The organism is Spartobacteria bacterium UBA695 (genome assembly GCA_002298145.1).
GTDB lineage: Bacteria > Verrucomicrobiota > Verrucomicrobiia > Chthoniobacterales > Chthoniobacteraceae > UBA695.
The window spans coordinates 158,113-175,298 of the sequence record DBMP01000029.1 but is presented as its reverse complement, the minus strand read 5'-3'; the positions used below and the strand labels follow the sequence as shown (position 1 = coordinate 175,298).

The following is a 17,186-nucleotide window of genomic DNA, read 5'->3' as shown; positions in this document are numbered from 1 at the left end:
GTCTCCTATTTGTCACCTTGGGAGGAGCCGGGCTGGGCGTCCTCCAGCTTTTCCTCGAGGTCGTTGGGGTTTGCCTCGCCGCCTTTTGCGCCCGGGGTATTGGGCCGCCAGAGGGCGAGCGCCCAATCGACGCCATGCTTTTTGGCCTGCTTGGAGGCGTATGCCATTTCGCGGAACCACTGTTCCGTGATTTGCCGCCAGTTGCGGCCGCGCCGGTCGTTGATGGTGGCAAGGTTCTCGATGCCATTGGCAAGCTGGTTGATCTCCAACGCGCCGTCGCGGCCATTGTCGATGGTGACGCGCATGGGGAGCTGCCATGAAAGTTTGTTCATCCACTTCGGGTCCCTCGGCTCGGCGAGCGCGCCGATCTCGATGCGGTGCTGGAGGTAGCGAACGGCAGCGGGCTGGCAGAGACGGCCGACCAGGCCGTCTCCCAGCGTGGAAAAAAGGGCATCGGCGCGCATCAGGATGAAGCGGGAGCTGGAGCTATTGATGTGGCCTACCTCCCAGAAGAATTCCTGGGGAACTCCCCAGGAGCAGGCGGCGTCGCGGATGAGCACTTTGTTGATGAAGGGCTCGACCAAGGGCGAGGGGGAGTTGGGCGTCAGGAATTTGACGTCGCCGTCCTCATCGGTATAGATGATCGCACCGCCGCCGGTGAGGCGTTCGTATTTGGGATGGTCGGGATTGGGCTGGGCCGCCTGGCCTGGCTGGCCGTTGGGAGGGCCGCCCGCCTGGATGTGGCTGCGGATCTTGTCCAGCGCGCCGCGGCCCCCGGCTTTCACCAGTTTCTTAATGTGCAGGCCGATGGCGCTGTTTTGCTTGGCCGTCTTGGTGACGAGCTTGATGAGCTCGCGAGCATCCACGAGTGGTACGACGGCCTGGGCAAAATCGGAGACGCCTCGGACCTGGTTGGTCTGGTCCCCATCGAACCAGTGGACCATGTTTGCGGCGGGAATGTCGGAATGGCTTTCTTCGCCGGATCGTACGGTGAAGGCAATGGGGTTGTGATCGTGGTCGAGCTTGACGCCGTCGATGTTATATTCGTTGATCTCGTCGGGTGCGGATTCGATCTCCATCGCGTCGTAAAGCCGCAGGCACGGCTCATTATCCCATCGGGGATTGGGGACGAACGCGGCGAAGAATTCGCCCTGCTTGAGCCGCTGGCGCACGGCGTGCGTCTGGATCTCGTAGAAATTCCGGCGCCCGGAGCGGTCGCAACGCGCCGGCGCGAGGGCCCAGAGATCGAAATCGGCCTCGGCGGCCGCGTTGAAGTCCTCGTCATCGGAATTGACGGAAAGACAGATGCCCTTGCCTACCGTGTGGCGCGCGGTGCCCCGAATGGCCTCTTTGACGAGGCCGAAGGTCTGGTAGAGCCAATCGACCTTGCGGAGGATCTCCCGACGCGTCCAGGTGTCGAGGTAGAACCGGGAATCGGAGGGGAGGTAATAGAAAATGTTCTCGCGATCGGCAGAGGGCCGCGTGATTTCCGAATAGGGCTGGAGCCAGGCGCTGAAGCGCATTGCGGCTCCGGCAATAGTGCTGCGAACAATGCCGCCGATGCTCATAATATCATCCCGCTAAAGTCGACGTAAGTGACGGTGACCGTCTGGTCCCGGAAGAGCCGGAGGGCGGCCGTGACGGCAACGAGGAGTTCGGAGGCATCTAGGATGCATTCCGCCTGGGCAGTCTTGCCGTTCTGCCCGGCTTGCTTCATGAACGTGACCTCGCCGCCCCCTTCGGCGATTTTGGCCATGCAGGAATCCCGCAGCTCGACCAGGAAGGCTTCGGAGCCGCGCTCCTCGGCAATGTCGGCGAGCGATTGGACAAAGGCGTCATTCATCCCCCGCCCGCGCCTGTCAACGATCCTCCCGAAAACGAGCGAGGCCCGGGAACCCTTTCGGGTGCGGGCCTCGTCGCGGTGTTAGACAATGATGGGGGCGTGTCAAATGAGGTGTTCGAAAAATGGACTAGATTTTCGTATTTCGTAAAAACTCGCCCATTTACTCTGGTACTTCGACGCTCGAATTTGCGGGGAGAACCTCTGCAATCAATTTGACGAGATAGGCGGCCTGAAACTCGCCTGTGGTTTTATAATCGTTTGCAAGACGGTTCATCTCTGACTGAAATTCATCGGGTTTTTCACGGAACCTCCGTTCCCATTCGGCGAAAACCTGGGAAAGTTCCTCTTCGGAGACGACGATGTATGATTTGTTTTTTGGATCGCTCATGCCTCTTTCAACCAGTCAATTGACATCCACGCCCGGGGTAAGCGGATCCCCCCGGTGCTATGTCGCACGGGAAGAAGGGAGGCTGTAACATCCGGATGTCAGATGCCCGGGACCGCACGTTATTTTTTATCGGCGGCCGCCACTTCCGCCGCTGCTTCCTCGGCCAGCTTGCGCCGGAGCCGGATTTCATCGAGGACTTCCTCGACGGTTCCCGATAACACTTCCTGGAGCTTCCAGCAGTCGCCCAAGTGGTTGTTTTTCCGGCGGGCTTTCCAGATGAGACGGCCGTTCTCCATGACGGTATGCTCATCGGTGAGCTGATCGAAAAAATCCTGGTTGAGATCGACCGGGAGGTATCGGCACAACTTGCGGTCCTTGATGATCCGGCGGTAAACGGTCTGGCAAAAGACGTCGGACCAATACCAGATGAGCTGGAGCTTGTTATCGTAGACCGGCGTGAGCCGGATGAGCTGGCCGCGCAGATGGGCGCGGGAGCCGCCCTTTGATGGGCTGAAAATATCGCTGTTGGAGAGGCAGAACTCGTAGACGTTGGCCTCGCTCTGAGCCTGGTCGCCAGAGTCGACGAGGCCCGCTTCCACGCGGATCTTTTTCAGCTCCCCGGTGATGGGGTTTTTCCAGGCGTATTCGTTCCAGTGGCCCTTGGGGTCGGCGCGGATCCCGGCGATCTCCTCGATTTGTTCCCAGGACACTGCTGGGCCGTAATCGACCAGCGCGCCCCACGTGGGCCAGTCAGGCTTGCTCCAATCGACTCCCCATGCGAAGACGAGCCACCAGAATGGATTTGCGCTGCCCTGCTGCTGGACGTCGGTCGTCATGGTCATCATTTCCGGCTCGAGCGGAATCGTGCGCAGCAGGTAGTGCGGGGATGCTTTAACCAGGCGCTGGATGTCGCTTTCATCGACCTCCGTGGCCACGGCTTTGAATGGCAGGCCGAGATCGTTGTTGTAGAAATCGTGCATCGCCCCGAAGTCGCCGATTGCCAGTAGGTATTTTTTCGCGATTTCGCCCCAGTGCTCGAACGGGGAGTAGGCGGCCCAATAGTGGGGCGAAACGTGATCGCGCGGGGCTTTGCGGTTGTGTTGCACCCACTTGTAGCGCCGGAGCATTTTGTTGAGCTCGTGGTACTCGATGCGGCAGCCGTGGGCGCATTCGTAATAGGTCTCGGCCAGGACGCGATCGTAATCCCATCCGGTGGGGACGTCTTCGAATTTTCCAGGCTCGACTTCGCGCCGCTCGATGACGCGGCAATGATCGAAAAACATCTTGCCGGTTTTCTCGATGCGAACCTGGCCGGGGGGAAGCGGGTTGAGTTCCTCGTCGAAGGGGACCTCTTTTTCCTCCGGGAAGAAGGTGAGGCGCTGTTTCAGGCCGCAATGGGGGCAGGGAATGTAGCAATAATGCTGGCTGCCTTTGAGGAACCGGCGCCAGGTGGGGCCGAATTCATCGGTGGGCGTGGAATTTTCGATGATCTTCCGCGTGTGGCGGAATTGCTTGGAACGAACGATGGCCAGCTCGTGCGCCGGCGCTTCCCCTTTGGTGGTGTGGTGGACCTTGTCGCCTTCGTTGATGACGATGATCTCGGCCTGGAACCCGGCGGATTCATTCGGGGATCCGGCGCCGGCGACTTTCAAAAACGAGCCGCCACGGAAGAACATCATGGCGGCGGTCCAATGCTCGCGATCGACGATCGCCTGCTCAGCCACGGGCGGGCACTCCAGAAGGAACGGCTGGAGCTCACGGCGGGCGAGGGCGCGCGCTGAGGAACGAGAAGGGTCTAGCCAAAATATGGGGTGCGCGCCGGTGCCGATCTGGTGCAGCACGTAGCTGATGGCAAAGAGCGTGCCGCCGACGCGGGCTGATTTGGCCAGGGTGAAGTAGTGGACGTGCCGCTGCGCCAGGAGGTCAAAGAGGCCCTCAAAGGGAGGGTTCAATTTTGTGTCGAGCGGGCCCGGCATCAGCGCGCCGGTGATCTGCGGGATGGAGACGTATTTGCAGAGCCAATCCGCGATCCGCATTTTCGGCGGGATCTTGAAGGCGAGCGTGGCGCAAACGGCGATGACTCGGAAGGCTTTTAGGGCATTTAACATCAGGCTTCCGACGGGGTGTCATCACCGGGAGCCGCGGCGGCTTCCGCCTTGTCGACGGACTCCAGGGTAATATCGGTGAGGGTGCGTAAGAGTACCTCGACCTCGCGCTCGAGCACGTCGAGGATCTCGTCGCGTTCCGTGAGGCCGATCAGTTTGCCGGCGGCGCGCCCGGGTAGGTTGTTCGCGGCGGTGCGGAACGACTGGAAGATCTGCCCGACGGCTGTCTCCATTTCGGCGCGGTCGATGGTGAGCTCGTTGAGCTTGCGGATCTCCGGCGCGTCTTTTTCGACTTTGCGCAAAACCTCAATGAGGCCCGTCCATTCCTTGAAGCGGTTGGCGAGGATCTGTGGAGCCTGGCGGTTCAAGATGGCCTTGAAGTAGGCGGCAGCACGCTCGCGCTCGGCCTTTTTCAGACGCTCGATGGCGGCCAGAACGCCCGCGCCTTTGAAGAAATCCTCGCCGAGTTTAATGGGGATTTCCTCATCCACGGGAAACCCATTCTCATCGGGGGGAGGCGGCGGCGTGATTGAGGGGGATTCGAAGTCGGGAGCGTTGTCCGGCTTGCGGCCGCGCGGCGAGAGGTATTCGCCCATGGCGTCGGGATCGTCGAGCGGGCGGCCCGCTTTCCACCAGCGCTTGATGGTGGGAAGAGAAACGCCGTAAAGCGCGACGTATTCGCGCTGGGTTTTCTGGTACCGGCGCGCGGCGGCCGGATCCGGACGCGCAAGTTTAGCGGCCGCCGCCTTGACGGCAACAGGCTTGCGCGGCATGGGCAACTTTTTTGAGGCGACCTTCTTTCGCGCGGTTGCATTTGCTGATACCTTGGGTTTTTTCCCGCTCACACCCCTGCCCAGGGTGTCAAGGTATCAGGTATCAATTCATTTTCCGGGATGACGCGTGCGACAACGGCGTAGGTCGTTAGAACCGCACCCCTCCGGGGGGGTGGTAGGAGACTCCCTACCCGGGGGGTGGCTATTTTTGACCACCCCACCCCCGGGTACCCCCTCCGGGTCTGTCTTGGGCACGGGGATACCGTAGAGGCCGCAGAGCCAGTCAAATACAGGCTTGAGGTCACGCCGCGCCTCGGTCGGATCGAGGTCACACAGGCCCGTTTCCATGCGGCGGTGCAGGCGTCGCCAATCGTTGACCAGCGTGAGGTAGTGTGGCTGGCGGGCGAAGCTCTGATCCCCCTCCAGCTCGGGCCGCTCTTTGGCTGGAACGTAGCCAAGGCGGAACTTGCGCACCGAATCAGGGCTCAGGTCCTCGATAGTCTGGGCCTCCGGGTTCTCGCGGTCGAGGACCATGAACCGCTGCGCCGTGCGTTCGTGTAGCTCGGGCCAGTTCGCCTCCAGCCATAGTAGCCAGTTCCCTGTCCCCACCATCCCCTTGATCTGGTTGAGGACCTTGCCCAAGCGCCAGGCGCGATCGAGCGACTTGTCCAGACAGGAAAGGACCAGCCGGTTGATGGATTCCCCTTCCGTCCAGAGCCGCTTGGCCTCTGCCGTCAGTGTCTTGAGGTTCGCTGTAATTGTGCGCGTTTGCATCGTTTTCTATTTTCGTCCGGACGCATCGCCCGGCTTTTTACACCCCCGAAAGTATCGCGGAAATCCTGAACCAGCTTATCGACGGCCTGGCGCGTCTTGTTATTGTGCGCGCCGATCGCCGCGAGCGTTGGCGCGCCGACGAGCTGGGGACGTAGCACGTAGATCGCCGCCAGCACCCGCTGGCCCCATTGCGATAACGACGTCCCGCGGGAGAGCCATTCAAGGAATAATCCAGCCGCGCCGGTATCGTCCGCGAGATCCTCGCCCAGCTCCCGCGAAAAGTCCGCCGCGCGCTCCCGCTGGATTTCGATTTGCAACCCCCGCAGCAGCGCCGGTTTCCAGATGTGGAGAATGATGCCAAGCCGTTGACCAATCTGCACCAGCGTTTTCCCCTGGGTTGCCCAGGCCAGCGCTTTTGAAAACGCATCATCGATCTCGTGCTCCTCCTCCGGTTCGATCGCTCCCTCGATGGCGGCCGCCGGGTTTCCCCATTCGCTGGCCTCATTGCGCATTGCCGCATCTTCCAGCATCCCGACGTCGTTTCCCGCATGGTAACTGGCATCGGGCTTGTCCAGGCCGAGCTTTGCCAATCGCCTCCGCTGATCGGCTGGCAAAGAGTCAAACCACCGCCGATAGGCTTCGCAGTAGACAGAATCGCGGGCTGCATCGCGTTCGGAGGGATTTGCCATATTCCGTGGTTTTTACGCCCATCTGCTAAAAAATCAACATATTCGGATGCGTTGATGCTTTCTTACCCTTCCCAATCAGCCGCAACTGGGGATGGCGTCGCAGCCCGCATTTCATTCATGACTCGGTGAAGTTGGAGCTGAATTCCAAAACATTTTTGCCCTTTCTCGCCGCCCAGGTAGTTGCCGATTTCACTGATCTTTGCGAGCGTATCGAGCTCGCGGAAAGTGAGAGTATGCCCGTGGCCGTGTGCATTTTCCTCCGCGTTCTGGAGCGAGCGCAGAAAGTTTTGGTCATTCGATGCTGAGCGGCAAACCGCATCATAATGGAGCCGAGAGCATTCAATCAGGAGTTCGATTTCCTCACTTGAAATTGTGATAATAGCTTTCGGCGTAAATGTGATTACAGATAGCTTCATAGTTAAAATGAAAATGCCGCGCCAACCGCTCCGGTGCTACCGTCCCGCGCGATGAAGGTTTCACGCCTGCATCCAGCCTGATCGATGATGCCACGGATTTTAGCGGCAATTACCGGATGTACGATGACAATTCCTTTGGAAACCAATAGAAAGCATTCCTGGCGCGGCTTGAAGTTTCGTTTCCGTTTCGCCCACTTTTTGCGAATCCGCCGTTTTTTTGAGCGTTGAAAACGGAATTGCACCACCATCTCTACTGACTCAACTAGCCTCAATCCATGAATGAAATCACCGATGGCCAACTTCTGGCTAAGTTTCTGCAACGTCTCTGCCGTTAAAAAGTTGTTGGTCATATTACTCAAGAATCAGAATCGCACGGAAATTATTTGAACACATGCCAGGGTCTTCGCATTCCCCAAACCACATCAGAAACCACATCCGATCCTCGGGCTTGCATTGTGGATCAAACAAACCGTCATGACGTTTCCACATCTTGCCAGGGTAGACGCCGCTTGGAATCGTCGCTGAGTATTCTGCAAGAGAATCAAACGTGGCTCTTGCCATCAAAGCATAGGTATCGTCGATGAGGATCTTATCCAAGCTCGGTTGAATCCAATGTTTACCCAAGGGATCAGTGATGGGTGGAATTGTATTGTTGCTACAGTTGCTCATAGAAACAAATGCGCGATATAGCAGACCGCAAAAATAAAAAGGTCGTTGATTATTCCCTGCCAGTTTTCATGCCATTTGAGCTCACGATCAGGCTTGTAAGTTCTCCTAAAAGTCAGGAATTTCGCAATTCCAGACAACCCAATCGCCTGAGGAATTGAAATCATGGAAAGATGAAAATATGACACGAGAAACCATTCCCACAATTTAACAAGGATCAGTGAATCGAGTATGATGGAGAGAGCCATCATTGGGATCACCACTATCGATGCCAATATCACTGCCGTAGTTTTCAACATAAATTCATTCATATATTTTATCGATTATCAGTTAGCTTATAGTTATCCCGCGTTCCCTCGCCAGGCGCTGCGCACGCCGGAAGATCGCCGCGCCCCAGCACTTCACGTGCTGGCGTTGGTTCATCATTTTCACATCACCCACGGCCTCGAGGATGATGTTGGGTGCCAACTGGCACCGGCTTTCCCACTTGCGGCTCCAGGGAGTGAAGTCGCTTGATGGGATCGCCGCCCTCACCGTTTCTAGCGCGAAGCGCACGTCCTCGTCTGAAACCGGCCGACAGCCGACGTCTTTAACGTTATTCGTTGAATCGTTTACGTAGACGTCGCACGCGGGCGCGCTCGCGGGAGTAACCGCAGGCTGCCTCATTGGCGATTCGCCAATCTCCCGGCGCCGCACCTCCGGAATTTCACCAAAACCGGCCTTTCGGGCCGCGAATTTCACGGTTTCCGGCCCTTTTGCAGCCAGAGTTTCACGGTTGATTGGCGATTCGCCAATTTCGCCGCGCTTTTCTCCGTAAAGCTTGGCCTGGCGCTCCATCATCCTCCGCGTCCAGGCCTCGCCAAACTGCGCCTCGACGACATCTTGCCGTTCCACGGCCAGCTCGCGGCTCGCCTCGGCCATCTTTTCGTCCACCCGCTCATCCGTGGTGACGATCTCCAAGCGCCTTTGACCTCCCGGCTCGAATCCGGGCCCTAGCGCATTGAGTTCCTCGAGTTCCGCCAAACACCGCGCCGCATCCTCCGGATCAACCACCCGATCCGGCTCCACAAGCAGCGCATTTGGCAAAAAAGTATAACGCCGCGGGCCACGCCTGGGCCCGCTCACCTGCAAAATCCCCGCCTCCTGGAGACCCTGGACGGCCCGGCATACGTCGGCCTCGTCCAGGCCCGTCAGCCGCCGCCAATGCCCCAGTGTGGGCACCAGGCATGATTCCCGGCCGCGACCAAACGAAAGGCGCACAATCCAGCCTGCAAGCATTCGCTGGCGGGACGTCAGGTCCCACTCCGCGATCCGCTGCTGCGAGATCTGCTCGAGGCGCAGGAAATCCGTTTCACGAACGGGCGATGTAGGCTCACCGATCAACGGATGGCTCCTTTCCATAACAGGCTTAAGAAAGACTCAAATGGCGGCACGTATTCGATCCGGCAGGAGCAGAAACCCTTGACGCCCCTCATCATTCGGCCGCCGCGAAACTTGGGCCAGCGCTGCCCATGGGAAAAGTAAACAAAATAGATATTAACTTTGATCGAGCTTCCTGGGGTGCGTTCCTGCATCTGTAGCACCTTCTCTACCTGGGCCTTTCGTTTGGCGAAAAACTTCTCCATTCGGCGTTGGTACTTTTTAACGCTCATTGATCGGATTCCTTCGTTTCAGGAGTGCAGTTTTTCATTCCAGGAAACAAAAGCCGTTCCTCGATCTCGGCCAGCATCCGGTTCCTAATTCTATCCGTGATCCTGGCGATTTGTTCATGTGAAATGAAGTCGTGGCGGCCATCCAGGGAAACAATCTCGACACCCCAAGGCGTGGAGGTGGCGATAAAAGCCGTTTGGACCGATTCCACAGGAATGACTCGGATGCCGAATACTGAGGGATTCTCGTTTGGCTGTTCCATTATGCCCTGCCCTTCTTTTTACGGCGCGGCGATTTCATCACGCAATCCGAAGCCTTAACCCAAAGCGTGCGCATGCAGTCAGACCAATGGGCAAACGATAGGCGGGCGTAGATTTTCACATAACGGTGGCATTCCGACATCTCAAGTATATCGACATCCACGTATTTTTTCCCATTCGCGGAGACCGACTTGATGCGATCATGAAGTCCGATCAACGTCGGGCCTGATCCGGGTTTGGCTTCCTCCTCGCGGCATTTCTCCGGCTTTTCTCCATGCTCGGTCGGGAGCATCGCCACCCTGGGCAGGAAAAGATCATCTTGAATGGCAGTAGACATCTTGTTCTCCTTCAAATTTAAAATGGTACGTCCTCCCCATGGAATTTTACCCAGTCGACGAGCTGCGCCCATTTGGAGCGCAGCGGCCACCAAACGCGGCGTACCCACCATGTGGGAATAATATGTTGATAACCTTCGCGGTTCACGTGGCGCACCAGCTCCAGCGCCTTCGGTCGATCATATCGAATAAACAGCGCCAGGCCTGCGGCGACGCCGATCCACCAATTGGGCCGCCGGTGCTCAATGAGGTGCTCAATCGTCTCCCGGGGGAAGTTCATCTGTTCGGTCAGGTCGAGCCAGCCGTCAGGGCCTGTAAAATCCGGGCAATGGTAGACATCGCCGCCGAGCCGGTATCGCCATAGCACTACGCGCACGCGGCGGTAGATCCCCGTAGCGCCACAATCCCAGCAATCATCCCAGCCCGCGAACTTTCCCGTGCCCCCGCACGTCCAGCACTGCTTATCAAGCACCTGGAGATCCCACCCATCGGGCACGCCGTGGCGGTCGAGAAAATTGTTCTTGAACTCGTAAAAGAGCAGGCGCGTCCATTGCGAACCCGAGGCGTTGGCGATCCGGAAGCACCAGAGCACCCACCCGGGCACGCGCCACTCAGGAAATGGGAGAACGGTCTGCGTCATGCGGCTAAAAGTGAATCCTCCACGTTGAAAAAGCCCTGGTACCCGCGGCAAAAGATCGGCATGTCCAGCTTCCGCACGTTCCCGAGGATCCAGCCGAAGCGCCCGGGCGTATAGTCGCCGAAAGAGCGCTCGTCCACGGAAAGGGTATCGGCCAGGCTTTCGGTCGGCTGGCAGTCGATCACATCGCAAACGGCCACGATCGCGCCGAGGGGGAGCTGCTCGAAATAGGGAACGCCGGCGGAGCGGAAATGGAACAGGAACTCGTAGGCGAATTTCGCGCGAAGGTCGGGCGTGCAGCGCTGGCCCGCGTGGATCGCCAGCGGCCCGCGGTAATGGATCCGCCGCGTCCGCGTCTCGATGTGTTTCAATCCGAGCGCGATCGCCGAGGCAAACGGTTGGCAGATGGAAATGGCTTTCATGGGTTTTGCACAGAGAGCTGCGGAAATTGCTCTTGAACGTACTCGACGATCCGGTACCCGTTGGGGAGAACCATGTGCGGCAGAAACGCGGCGTCGAAGCCCATCAACCCACATTCAACGGCGGTGACCTGCCCTTTGACCCAATCCCGGAGAATTGAGCATACCGATATTTTAGCCTGCTCCAGCGCGAGAGCTTCGTATTGCGCCCTGGATTTGCGCATACGAGGCGACCACGGATGCGCTTTCATGTAGGCGGCGGCATATCCCTTCCATGACGCCTCAAGACTGACTTGCTTTTCGTGCCACCGAAATTGGACAATGGAGGCTCCACGCTCAACATCAGTCATCATTCCAAAAGTGGAGCACCCAAACTTTGATAGAATACGCTGTGTTTCAGCGAGGGCTAAATCTCCGCTGCGGGCAGATTCGTAGGGAAGTTTCATAATCGGGGAACTGAGCGGGCCCGAGCCCATTATCTCCAACCGGTTCGCTCTCCGGCTGGGACGCGGGCCACGCTCAAGGGTTGTTTAAGCCGCTGCGGGATCCGGCGCGGCCGGGTCGGTTGCCGGGGGCTGCTGGGCGGTCGTGTCGGGGGCGACCCCCACGGCATCGGGTGCGGGAGCTTCCTCGGTTCCGGCGGCCGGCGCTTCCGAAAAGTCCACGTAATATTCCTTCCCGGGCAAAAACGCACCAAACGCGTCGGGGTTCGTGATGCTCAGGGAAGCTGAAGCTGCGGGCGTTGCCAGCGAGAACGTTTTGTTTTCCGGCGAATTGTCCGTCACCGCTAGGAGGGTGATATTGTGGAAGGTCTCTTGCGCTTCCACTTCAACGCATTTCATTTTGGCTCGAATACTCATGTTTGATTTATGATTTTAGGTTTTTAAAAGAGCCCCTTCCGCGCGGGCTGCTACGCTAAACGCCAAAGACTTCGCGTTCCCTGGCTATGTGAAATTCAAGGCTTTGGAGGAGGGGTGGTGATGACTTCGCCGTAGTCGCATTTCACGCCATCCCCGTTCATCTTTTGGGGAAGCTGCCGGTGTGCGGCGAGAAAGCTGGCGATGACATACTTGGCATGGGCGGCTTCGATGGAGGAAACGTTCCCGTGACTGCGCGATGTGAAATTCACAGCTACTGTCGTTCCGTTTTCGGTAGGCTGTGTTTCGATGGTTATTTCGATCTTTGTCATGCTGCCAGCTCCTCTCCGCTTTCGATAACATCCACTGCCGCCGCGAGGACGATCGCGGCGAAGAGCGCCTTATTCTCATTCATGGCCCAGTTCGCGGCTTTTTGTGCGGCCGCCAGGACCTGGCAATGTTCCTGCTTCATCACCGCCACGATGACGCGCAGCGCCTCTTCCTTTTTCCGTGGCCAGCGCGTGCCGAAAAAGGCGTGCATGCTTTCCTGGGTTTCCTTGAGCTTGGCAGAGATCGCCGCGCACTTGAGAAGCTGTAGGCTCATTCGATTTCACCCTCCGGTTCGCCCAGGACGAGCACTTTCAGCGTCTCCGGGTCCTTGTGGTACCGCTTAATTCCGCTCTCGGCCAGGGCGGCCGCCGGAACGTTGGAGATGAACTCGCTGAAGCTCTGGTCGACGCCGTCGCGCTGCAATATCTGGCCCTTCTTCGTGGCCCAGAATTCCGCCTGGATATTGAACAGCGCTCGGACGGCCTCATCGGGGCCCAGGTTTTCGCGGCGCGCCAGGCACCAGACCAGGTCGGGATCTCCGGGCATCGCCACGGGGAACGGGACATAGGGGGCCTCGGCGGCGCCGTCGTCTTGATCCGGCGGGATCACCTTTACCGAATGGTTGACCACGTGGTCGGGCAGCGCGATCTCCACCTGCACCGCCTGGCCGTCTGTCGTCGGCGTCACTTCCACCTTCCCCTCGCCGAAGTTGCCCACGAGCTGCTCTTTAAACTCGGCGATCGTGGCCGGTTCGGCATCGGGTAGCGAACCCTTCTCGCAGAACTTTTCAAACGAATCGAGGCTCTTAAACAGCCGGATCTCCGCGAGCGTTTTTTCGTAGACCGAATTTGCCACGTGCGGATCCGGGACCTCCGCTGGCAATACGCGCTGTAGGATGGCCAGAAAGCGCGCCTCTTCGAGTTGCTTGCCCATGGCTCTTAAGCTCCCTCCACGGGTTGAGGTTTGAGATCGTTGCGGTGGATCTCGCGGTAGAGTTCGCCGCGGAAGATCGGGATCTCGCGCGGGGCCGCGATCCGTATCCGGACGGCGCCGTGTTCGATCCGCGTAACCATGATCTCGATGTTTTCGCCGATCATGATCGTTTCGCTGACCTTACGTGATAATACTAGCATGTGGTGTTCTCCTTTTGGTTTCCTTGGTTCCTACTGATGAGGCCATGGCCTCCCTAAACTTGGGTCCATAAACTTTTTGAAGATCGCATCGGCCCGGCGGATCGCATTTTCAAACCTGCGCGTATTGATCTTGATGCGAAATGCCAGCGCGTTGCGAAATTGCCGCCGATAGATGGGTACCCGGCATAATTTGCGCCTGGGAATGATGCGAATTTTCCCGCGTTTCACAGGACACCTGCCTTTCTAAGAGCATCAGTCAGGCCGGAGATGGCGGGCGCGGGGCCGAGGCGTGTCCCCGGGGCGCATTCGCTGCAAAGGGTGTGCTCCTCGTCGATCCAGTAGCGCCCGCTCGGGCATGCCTGGAATTCCGAGCAGCCGCACACGCGGCAAATGCTGTGCGCGTATGGCATCTGCTGCCAGGTGCAGTCATCGAGGATGCGGCCCGTGATTTTCTTTCCTATGAGCACAACGGTTTTCATCCCGTTACGCTTTTCGTAAGGCATTGTGACGTCGTTGGCCTGGGTACCATCAAGTGCGAGTTTGCAGATGCGCTTGGGTTCGTGTTCCGGCAACCCATCGACGTGATCGCCAGCAATCCACTCCCCCCATTGCTTGAAAAAGAAGCACACTTCCGCCTCGTGGCATTGATCCCGCAGACCCCGCGCCCAATCGGGGTGCATGGGCCGCGCCTGGTCGCCGCTCTCGCCGCCGGCGATCACCTGGGCGCGCCACTTGAGCGCGAGGAAATTCTCTGGGAGCGTGATGGCGCCGAGCAGCGGCTCGGCCGAAACGAACACCACGCCCAGCCGATGGACCAGCGGCTCGATGCAGTTCCAGCGCCGGTCGAAACACTCCTGGTTTTCCGCCGTGAACCCGAGCCAGATATTGAGCGGGATCCGATCCGCCCCGCGAGCGTCCAGCCACGCCGCAACGTGTTCGGCCATTTGATCGGCCCGCTTCGTGAGAACCTGGAAAGTCTGCCGTGGCGTGGAGGCCATCGCATCCAGGAACCGGAAGATCCACGACCTGGGGACCCATCCGCCGAAGACATCCGTCATCGAGGAGATGAAATGCCGCCGCGGCTTGCGCTGGTTTGACCACGTTGCGAAAATATCTTCGCGAAGGCGCAACTTCGGCGGGTGGCCAACATAGTCGCGTCCATTGCCGTGGAAAAAGGCATTCCGGTTGAGCGCCTCGGCGTAGCAATGCTCACACCCCGGGGAGCATTTCCGGCACCACCACCCGCCATCTTTGGCGACGATGATGTTATCCGTCTCATTCGTCCATTCGATCTTGGTCTTGCTCATCGTTCGCCCTCCGAGTTGCGGTAAATGCGCACCGCCTGGACTACAAACCAAAGCGTTACGAGGCACGAAAGGAAGGCCACGAACGGCTGCCCGTCTTGGTAGAGTTTTTTCCCAGTGGCTAAAAACTCTGCCGCTACGACGGCGCAAATGGAGTAGACGGCTAACTCGATCGGTTTCATGCTGCTGTTTCCTCTCGTTTTTTTTGGTTCAGGGCTGCTTGCTCGGTCTTCGTGGCGATGAGCCGCTCGCCGATGCCGGGGATGAGGGCCTCCCAGCTTTCCCGGACCCTGGCCAGGGTGACCAGGGCCTTGCGGGGTGCCATCGCGCCGAGGCCGATGTAGATGGCAAAGCGCGCGTCGGCTTTTTGAAAAGTCGCGACAATGCGCTCGGTCAGGTCTTCGAAGGCCGCCTGTTTTTCCGGGGTTCTCACGCGGCGCTCTTCGCCTCCAGGTAGCGGGCCACGCGGCTCCCGGGTTTCGGTTTGAGGGCGCGCTGCTGCATTTTTTCGGCGATCGCGCGCACGCTGTAGCGTTTGCTCTTATACCCGAGATTGAGCTTGGCGATGCCGACGCGCTTGCACCAGGTCTGGAAGCTCCGGGCCGTAAGCCCCAGGCATTCCCCGCCCTCCTCCGGGCTCACCGTCTCGATCGACGCGAGCGCCTGGCGCCGGAGCCGCCGCAACGTGGGCCCGGAGATCTCCTGCGCGATATGCTCGCGGATGAGCTGGAGCACCGTGGCTTCATTGATGGCGATGGAGGGGAGCTGTTTCATGGCCGTTGAGCGGCGGCGATCGCCGCCTTTCGTTTTTGCTCCCGCTGGTGACGCCGCTCCATGGCCTGGGCGTGGAGCGCGATGGAATGCCAGCACTTCGCTGCCGTAATATGATCTCCTTTGTTCCTGCAGTAGCCAGCGAACTCCATAAGCCGGAGATCATCCGCCGCATTGCCTATCTCCCGGGGGTTGGCATTCTCTTCGAGCTGCTTGCGCAGCTTCGCGGCGTGGTAGTCGAATACGACGAGCTCGGTCATAAGCCTCTCCCGGTTGCCGCGAAGCGGAGTTCATAGGCCACGGCCTCTCGCATTGCTTCCCCCGAAGGAGCCGCAGCCAGGCGCAGCAGCTCGCAAGCGCCGGCGGTCGCTTCCGCATCGAGGCCCGCGAAATCTTTCGAGATACGCCGGATCTCTTTGGCTATCTTATTGGCCTTCATTTCCCCGCCGGACGCCGCCGGTAGGGTTCCACGTGCCGCCAGTTCTACAAAATGCTGGATCTTCGCGATTTGCATTATGCTTTCCTCCCGGTTGCGGCCTGGTGGACCATGTCGTAGGCCATCTTCTTTACCTCGTCGGTGGGCCAAGGCCCGGACATGAGGCGCATCAAGTCACACGCGCCTTCAATATCGCCCTGGTCGAGCAGCGCCAGATCATCGCCGATCTTTTCCAGCGCCTTGGCGAGCCGGTTGCAGATCTTCTCGCCGCCAGCCGCCCCCGGGAATGCCCCCCGGCCCGCGAGCTGGACGAAACGGTTGACCGCCTTAATGTTGATTTGATTTTCCATGGTTATGCTTCCTCCTTCTTGCTGTGTTGGGATTGCCAATGCCGTTGCAGAGATTCGCGGTGCATCCAGGCCGCTTTGTTCCAGCGGTTCATCCAGGCGCAGCGCCGATCGACTTCCATCGTCGGCACTTTTTCCGGGATCTCACCGAATCCAATGCAGTGTTTATCCCAGGTAAATAGGCGGCGCTGCACCCAGGCGGCGGCGTAGTCGCGCTCGTCCGATCCGCCCGATCGGGCGCTGCCAGTGACATCCGCGATGAATGCCTCGAGGAGCCCGGTAATGGAGATGCGCTCCCGCGTGGCCACGACATGCAGCCCGGCATGTTCCTCCGTCGTGATGGTAAGTGGCAGCGCCAGGCGCACCTGGCCGAACGGCAACGAAGCCGGGGCCAGCTTGCTCGGGCATTCGCGCGGCCTGCGCAGGATTTCCTGGACCACCAGCCGGAGAGCTTCGCGGTAGGCCGTTAATTTCGTCTCGAAATACCTGAAATCATCGGGCGTGCCGGGTGAGCCCGCCCAGTCCGTGCATGCCCCAGCGCAGTAAAAGCGCAGGCAATCCTCCGCAGAGGAGAGGGTCATCGCCTCTTTAACGGCCCTGGCGCAGGTCATATAGGCCGAGCGCATGGCAGACTGGGTTTTGATTTCCTCCTGTGCCTCTTTCAGGATCGGCTCCGCGCCGCGCACATGGCGCGCCGCCCGGAAGACATCCAGGGAGAAGCACATGTTCTGATTTGCAGCGCGTGCCAGCCGCACGATCGCGGAAACGATCTCTTCTTTTGTCATAACACCCTCCGTGTGATTCGTGCGGTTACGCTGCCATGTGACCCTCAGGGGCAGGGGTGTTAACAATCTCAATGTTCCCGTTAACAACCCGGGCTTTTCCGGATTCGAGCATTGGAAGGACGAAGTCGATCGCGAGATTGCAGATACCGGCACGAGAAGTGCGCAGTTGCTCCTTGATCGCATCGATTTTCTGGACGGTTTCGCGCTTGGGGATGATCTGAATAGATGCACCTTTCATGTTTCCCATTGTGCTCACATCGGGAAACAT

32 protein-coding genes are annotated in these 17,186 nt (G+C 59.0%); all 32 read right to left on the bottom strand.

Going from position 1 to position 17,186, the window contains the following annotated elements:
• Positions 1-5: 5 nt before the first annotated feature.
• Positions 6-1,568: a phage portal protein gene (locus tag B2828_RS17075; RefSeq protein ID WP_479634984.1), complete on the bottom strand. Its 1,563-nt coding sequence runs from the start codon at positions 1,566-1,568 to the stop codon at positions 6-8.
• Positions 1,565-1,843 (bottom strand): hypothetical protein, encoded by a 279-nt coding sequence (locus B2828_RS17070; protein WP_479634983.1) that lies wholly within the window; start codon positions 1,841-1,843, stop codon positions 1,565-1,567. The genes B2828_RS17075 and B2828_RS17070 overlap by 4 nt, the downstream gene beginning before the upstream one ends.
• Positions 1,844-2,003: 160 nt before the next feature.
• Positions 2,004-2,231, bottom strand: coding sequence for a hypothetical protein (locus B2828_RS17065; RefSeq protein ID WP_479634982.1), 228 nt, complete (start codon positions 2,229-2,231; stop codon positions 2,004-2,006).
• A 119-nt stretch (positions 2,232-2,350) separates the two neighbouring features.
• The gene (locus B2828_RS17060; RefSeq protein WP_479634981.1) at positions 2,351-4,339 is read right to left on the bottom strand and encodes a terminase gpA endonuclease subunit; all 1,989 of its coding nucleotides are present in this window, start codon (positions 4,337-4,339) and stop codon (positions 2,351-2,353) included.
• Complete coding sequence (locus B2828_RS17055) at positions 4,339-5,109, bottom strand: hypothetical protein (RefSeq protein ID WP_479634980.1); 771 nt, start codon at positions 5,107-5,109, stop codon at positions 4,339-4,341. The genes B2828_RS17060 and B2828_RS17055 overlap by 1 nt, the downstream gene beginning before the upstream one ends.
• Positions 5,110-5,217: 108 nt before the next feature.
• The gene (locus tag B2828_RS17050) at positions 5,218-5,883 is read right to left on the bottom strand and encodes a hypothetical protein (RefSeq protein WP_479634979.1); all 666 of its coding nucleotides are present in this window, start codon (positions 5,881-5,883) and stop codon (positions 5,218-5,220) included.
• Positions 5,844-6,572, bottom strand: a complete 729-nt coding sequence (locus B2828_RS17045) for a hypothetical protein (protein WP_479634978.1) — start codon at positions 6,570-6,572, stop codon at positions 5,844-5,846. Before B2828_RS17045 ends, B2828_RS17050 begins: the two co-directional genes overlap by 40 nt.
• Before the next feature lie 62 nt (positions 6,573-6,634).
• Positions 6,635-6,988, bottom strand: a complete 354-nt coding sequence (locus B2828_RS17040) for a hypothetical protein (protein ID WP_479634977.1) — start codon at positions 6,986-6,988, stop codon at positions 6,635-6,637.
• A 2-nt stretch (positions 6,989-6,990) separates the two neighbouring features.
• Positions 6,991-7,338: a hypothetical protein gene (locus B2828_RS17035; protein WP_479634976.1), complete on the bottom strand. Its 348-nt coding sequence runs from the start codon at positions 7,336-7,338 to the stop codon at positions 6,991-6,993.
• Between the two features lies 1 nt (position 7,339).
• Positions 7,340-7,585, bottom strand: coding sequence for a hypothetical protein (locus B2828_RS17030; protein ID WP_479634975.1), 246 nt, complete (start codon positions 7,583-7,585; stop codon positions 7,340-7,342).
• A gap of 68 nt (positions 7,586-7,653) precedes the next feature.
• The gene (locus B2828_RS17025; protein WP_479634974.1) at positions 7,654-7,965 is read right to left on the bottom strand and encodes a hypothetical protein; all 312 of its coding nucleotides are present in this window, start codon (positions 7,963-7,965) and stop codon (positions 7,654-7,656) included.
• A gap of 19 nt (positions 7,966-7,984) precedes the next feature.
• On the bottom strand, positions 7,985-9,055 hold the full coding sequence (locus B2828_RS17020) for a hypothetical protein (protein ID WP_479634973.1): 1,071 nt from the start codon (positions 9,053-9,055) through the stop codon (positions 7,985-7,987).
• Complete coding sequence (locus B2828_RS17015) at positions 9,034-9,306, bottom strand: hypothetical protein (RefSeq protein WP_479634972.1); 273 nt, start codon at positions 9,304-9,306, stop codon at positions 9,034-9,036. The genes B2828_RS17020 and B2828_RS17015 overlap by 22 nt, the downstream gene beginning before the upstream one ends.
• The gene (locus B2828_RS17010; protein ID WP_479634971.1) at positions 9,303-9,566 is read right to left on the bottom strand and encodes a hypothetical protein; all 264 of its coding nucleotides are present in this window, start codon (positions 9,564-9,566) and stop codon (positions 9,303-9,305) included. The genes B2828_RS17015 and B2828_RS17010 overlap by 4 nt, the downstream gene beginning before the upstream one ends.
• Positions 9,566-9,901, bottom strand: a complete 336-nt coding sequence (locus B2828_RS17005) for a hypothetical protein (RefSeq protein ID WP_479634970.1) — start codon at positions 9,899-9,901, stop codon at positions 9,566-9,568. The genes B2828_RS17010 and B2828_RS17005 overlap by 1 nt, the downstream gene beginning before the upstream one ends.
• A gap of 17 nt (positions 9,902-9,918) precedes the next feature.
• Positions 9,919-10,539, bottom strand: a complete 621-nt coding sequence (locus B2828_RS17000; RefSeq protein WP_479634969.1) for a hypothetical protein — start codon at positions 10,537-10,539, stop codon at positions 9,919-9,921.
• On the bottom strand, positions 10,536-10,958 hold the full coding sequence (locus B2828_RS16995; RefSeq protein WP_479634968.1) for an ASCH domain-containing protein: 423 nt from the start codon (positions 10,956-10,958) through the stop codon (positions 10,536-10,538). The genes B2828_RS17000 and B2828_RS16995 overlap by 4 nt, the downstream gene beginning before the upstream one ends.
• The gene (locus B2828_RS16990) at positions 10,955-11,401 is read right to left on the bottom strand and encodes a hypothetical protein (RefSeq protein ID WP_479634967.1); all 447 of its coding nucleotides are present in this window, start codon (positions 11,399-11,401) and stop codon (positions 10,955-10,957) included. Before B2828_RS16990 ends, B2828_RS16995 begins: the two co-directional genes overlap by 4 nt.
• Positions 11,402-11,485: 84 nt before the next feature.
• Entirely contained in the window at positions 11,486-11,815 is a 330-nt protein-coding gene (locus B2828_RS16985) for a hypothetical protein (RefSeq protein WP_479634966.1), read from the bottom strand.
• 95 nt (positions 11,816-11,910) lie between these two features.
• A complete protein-coding gene (locus B2828_RS16980) occupies positions 11,911-12,144 on the bottom strand; it encodes a hypothetical protein (protein ID WP_479634965.1) in 234 nt (77 codons plus the stop codon).
• Positions 12,141-12,416, bottom strand: a complete 276-nt coding sequence (locus B2828_RS16975; protein WP_479634964.1) for a hypothetical protein — start codon at positions 12,414-12,416, stop codon at positions 12,141-12,143. The genes B2828_RS16980 and B2828_RS16975 overlap by 4 nt, the downstream gene beginning before the upstream one ends.
• A complete protein-coding gene (locus tag B2828_RS16970) occupies positions 12,413-13,075 on the bottom strand; it encodes a hypothetical protein (protein ID WP_479634963.1) in 663 nt (220 codons plus the stop codon). The genes B2828_RS16975 and B2828_RS16970 overlap by 4 nt, the downstream gene beginning before the upstream one ends.
• Before the next feature lie 5 nt (positions 13,076-13,080).
• On the bottom strand, positions 13,081-13,275 hold the full coding sequence (gene csrA, locus B2828_RS16965) for a carbon storage regulator CsrA (protein ID WP_479634962.1): 195 nt from the start codon (positions 13,273-13,275) through the stop codon (positions 13,081-13,083).
• A gap of 224 nt (positions 13,276-13,499) precedes the next feature.
• Positions 13,500-14,582 carry a DUF5131 family protein gene (locus B2828_RS16960; RefSeq protein WP_479634961.1) on the bottom strand — a complete coding sequence of 361 codons (1,083 nt, stop codon included), beginning with the start codon at positions 14,580-14,582 and terminating at the stop codon, positions 13,500-13,502.
• A complete protein-coding gene (locus B2828_RS16955) occupies positions 14,579-14,761 on the bottom strand; it encodes a hypothetical protein (protein ID WP_479634960.1) in 183 nt (60 codons plus the stop codon). The genes B2828_RS16960 and B2828_RS16955 overlap by 4 nt, the downstream gene beginning before the upstream one ends.
• The gene (locus tag B2828_RS16950) at positions 14,758-15,012 is read right to left on the bottom strand and encodes a hypothetical protein (protein ID WP_479634959.1); all 255 of its coding nucleotides are present in this window, start codon (positions 15,010-15,012) and stop codon (positions 14,758-14,760) included. Before B2828_RS16950 ends, B2828_RS16955 begins: the two co-directional genes overlap by 4 nt.
• Complete coding sequence (locus B2828_RS16945) at positions 15,009-15,353, bottom strand: hypothetical protein (protein WP_479634958.1); 345 nt, start codon at positions 15,351-15,353, stop codon at positions 15,009-15,011. The genes B2828_RS16950 and B2828_RS16945 overlap by 4 nt, the downstream gene beginning before the upstream one ends.
• On the bottom strand, positions 15,350-15,610 hold the full coding sequence (locus tag B2828_RS16940; protein ID WP_479634957.1) for a hypothetical protein: 261 nt from the start codon (positions 15,608-15,610) through the stop codon (positions 15,350-15,352). The genes B2828_RS16945 and B2828_RS16940 overlap by 4 nt, the downstream gene beginning before the upstream one ends.
• Positions 15,607-15,864: a hypothetical protein gene (locus tag B2828_RS16935; RefSeq protein WP_479634956.1), complete on the bottom strand. Its 258-nt coding sequence runs from the start codon at positions 15,862-15,864 to the stop codon at positions 15,607-15,609. The genes B2828_RS16940 and B2828_RS16935 overlap by 4 nt, the downstream gene beginning before the upstream one ends.
• Positions 15,864-16,136 carry a hypothetical protein gene (locus B2828_RS16930; RefSeq protein ID WP_479634955.1) on the bottom strand — a complete coding sequence of 91 codons (273 nt, stop codon included), beginning with the start codon at positions 16,134-16,136 and terminating at the stop codon, positions 15,864-15,866. Before B2828_RS16930 ends, B2828_RS16935 begins: the two co-directional genes overlap by 1 nt.
• 2 nt (positions 16,137-16,138) lie before the next feature.
• Complete coding sequence (locus B2828_RS16925) at positions 16,139-16,918, bottom strand: hypothetical protein (RefSeq protein WP_479634954.1); 780 nt, start codon at positions 16,916-16,918, stop codon at positions 16,139-16,141.
• Positions 16,919-16,943: 25 nt separating this feature from the next.
• Positions 16,944-17,186: a hypothetical protein gene (locus B2828_RS16920; RefSeq protein WP_479634953.1), complete on the bottom strand. Its 243-nt coding sequence runs from the start codon at positions 17,184-17,186 to the stop codon at positions 16,944-16,946.

What these genes read in the sequence shown, in the direction of transcription:
- B2828_RS17075 (WP_479634984.1), bottom strand. Translation starts at nt 1,568, where the DNA reads ATGAGCATCGGCGGCATTGTTCGCAGCACTATTGCCGGAGCCGCAATG.
- B2828_RS17070 (WP_479634983.1), bottom strand. Translation starts at nt 1,843, where the DNA reads ATGAATGACGCCTTTGTCCAATCGCTCGCCGACATTGCCGAGGAGCGC.
- B2828_RS17065 (WP_479634982.1), bottom strand. Translation starts at nt 2,231, where the DNA reads ATGAGCGATCCAAAAAACAAATCATACATCGTCGTCTCCGAAGAGGAA.
- B2828_RS17060 (WP_479634981.1), bottom strand. Translation starts at nt 4,339, where the DNA reads ATGTTAAATGCCCTAAAAGCCTTCCGAGTCATCGCCGTTTGCGCCACG.
- B2828_RS17055 (WP_479634980.1), bottom strand. Translation starts at nt 5,109, where the DNA reads ATGCCGCGCAAGCCTGTTGCCGTCAAGGCGGCGGCCGCTAAACTTGCG.
- B2828_RS17050 (WP_479634979.1), bottom strand. Translation starts at nt 5,883, where the DNA reads ATGCAAACGCGCACAATTACAGCGAACCTCAAGACACTGACGGCAGAG.
- B2828_RS17045 (WP_479634978.1), bottom strand. Translation starts at nt 6,572, where the DNA reads ATGGCAAATCCCTCCGAACGCGATGCAGCCCGCGATTCTGTCTACTGC.
- B2828_RS17040 (WP_479634977.1), bottom strand. Translation starts at nt 6,988, where the DNA reads ATGAAGCTATCTGTAATCACATTTACGCCGAAAGCTATTATCACAATT.
- B2828_RS17035 (WP_479634976.1), bottom strand. Translation starts at nt 7,338, where the DNA reads ATGACCAACAACTTTTTAACGGCAGAGACGTTGCAGAAACTTAGCCAG.
- B2828_RS17025 (WP_479634974.1), bottom strand. Translation starts at nt 7,965, where the DNA reads ATGAATGAATTTATGTTGAAAACTACGGCAGTGATATTGGCATCGATA.
- B2828_RS17020 (WP_479634973.1), bottom strand. Translation starts at nt 9,055, where the DNA reads ATGGAAAGGAGCCATCCGTTGATCGGTGAGCCTACATCGCCCGTTCGT.
- B2828_RS17015 (WP_479634972.1), bottom strand. Translation starts at nt 9,306, where the DNA reads ATGAGCGTTAAAAAGTACCAACGCCGAATGGAGAAGTTTTTCGCCAAA.
- B2828_RS17010 (WP_479634971.1), bottom strand. Translation starts at nt 9,566, where the DNA reads ATGGAACAGCCAAACGAGAATCCCTCAGTATTCGGCATCCGAGTCATT.
- B2828_RS17005 (WP_479634970.1), bottom strand. Translation starts at nt 9,901, where the DNA reads ATGTCTACTGCCATTCAAGATGATCTTTTCCTGCCCAGGGTGGCGATG.
- B2828_RS17000 (WP_479634969.1), bottom strand. Translation starts at nt 10,539, where the DNA reads ATGACGCAGACCGTTCTCCCATTTCCTGAGTGGCGCGTGCCCGGGTGG.
- B2828_RS16995 (WP_479634968.1), bottom strand. Translation starts at nt 10,958, where the DNA reads ATGAAAGCCATTTCCATCTGCCAACCGTTTGCCTCGGCGATCGCGCTC.
- B2828_RS16990 (WP_479634967.1), bottom strand. Translation starts at nt 11,401, where the DNA reads ATGAAACTTCCCTACGAATCTGCCCGCAGCGGAGATTTAGCCCTCGCT.
- B2828_RS16985 (WP_479634966.1), bottom strand. Translation starts at nt 11,815, where the DNA reads ATGAGTATTCGAGCCAAAATGAAATGCGTTGAAGTGGAAGCGCAAGAG.
- B2828_RS16980 (WP_479634965.1), bottom strand. Translation starts at nt 12,144, where the DNA reads ATGACAAAGATCGAAATAACCATCGAAACACAGCCTACCGAAAACGGA.
- B2828_RS16975 (WP_479634964.1), bottom strand. Translation starts at nt 12,416, where the DNA reads ATGAGCCTACAGCTTCTCAAGTGCGCGGCGATCTCTGCCAAGCTCAAG.
- B2828_RS16970 (WP_479634963.1), bottom strand. Translation starts at nt 13,075, where the DNA reads ATGGGCAAGCAACTCGAAGAGGCGCGCTTTCTGGCCATCCTACAGCGC.
- csrA (WP_479634962.1), bottom strand. Translation starts at nt 13,275, where the DNA reads ATGCTAGTATTATCACGTAAGGTCAGCGAAACGATCATGATCGGCGAA.
- B2828_RS16960 (WP_479634961.1), bottom strand. Translation starts at nt 14,582, where the DNA reads ATGAGCAAGACCAAGATCGAATGGACGAATGAGACGGATAACATCATC.
- B2828_RS16955 (WP_479634960.1), bottom strand. Translation starts at nt 14,761, where the DNA reads ATGAAACCGATCGAGTTAGCCGTCTACTCCATTTGCGCCGTCGTAGCG.
- B2828_RS16945 (WP_479634958.1), bottom strand. Translation starts at nt 15,353, where the DNA reads ATGAAACAGCTCCCCTCCATCGCCATCAATGAAGCCACGGTGCTCCAG.
- B2828_RS16940 (WP_479634957.1), bottom strand. Translation starts at nt 15,610, where the DNA reads ATGACCGAGCTCGTCGTATTCGACTACCACGCCGCGAAGCTGCGCAAG.
- B2828_RS16935 (WP_479634956.1), bottom strand. Translation starts at nt 15,864, where the DNA reads ATGCAAATCGCGAAGATCCAGCATTTTGTAGAACTGGCGGCACGTGGA.
- B2828_RS16930 (WP_479634955.1), bottom strand. Translation starts at nt 16,136, where the DNA reads ATGGAAAATCAAATCAACATTAAGGCGGTCAACCGTTTCGTCCAGCTC.
- B2828_RS16925 (WP_479634954.1), bottom strand. Translation starts at nt 16,918, where the DNA reads ATGACAAAAGAAGAGATCGTTTCCGCGATCGTGCGGCTGGCACGCGCT.
- B2828_RS16920 (WP_479634953.1), bottom strand. Translation starts at nt 17,186, where the DNA reads ATGTTTCCCGATGTGAGCACAATGGGAAACATGAAAGGTGCATCTATT.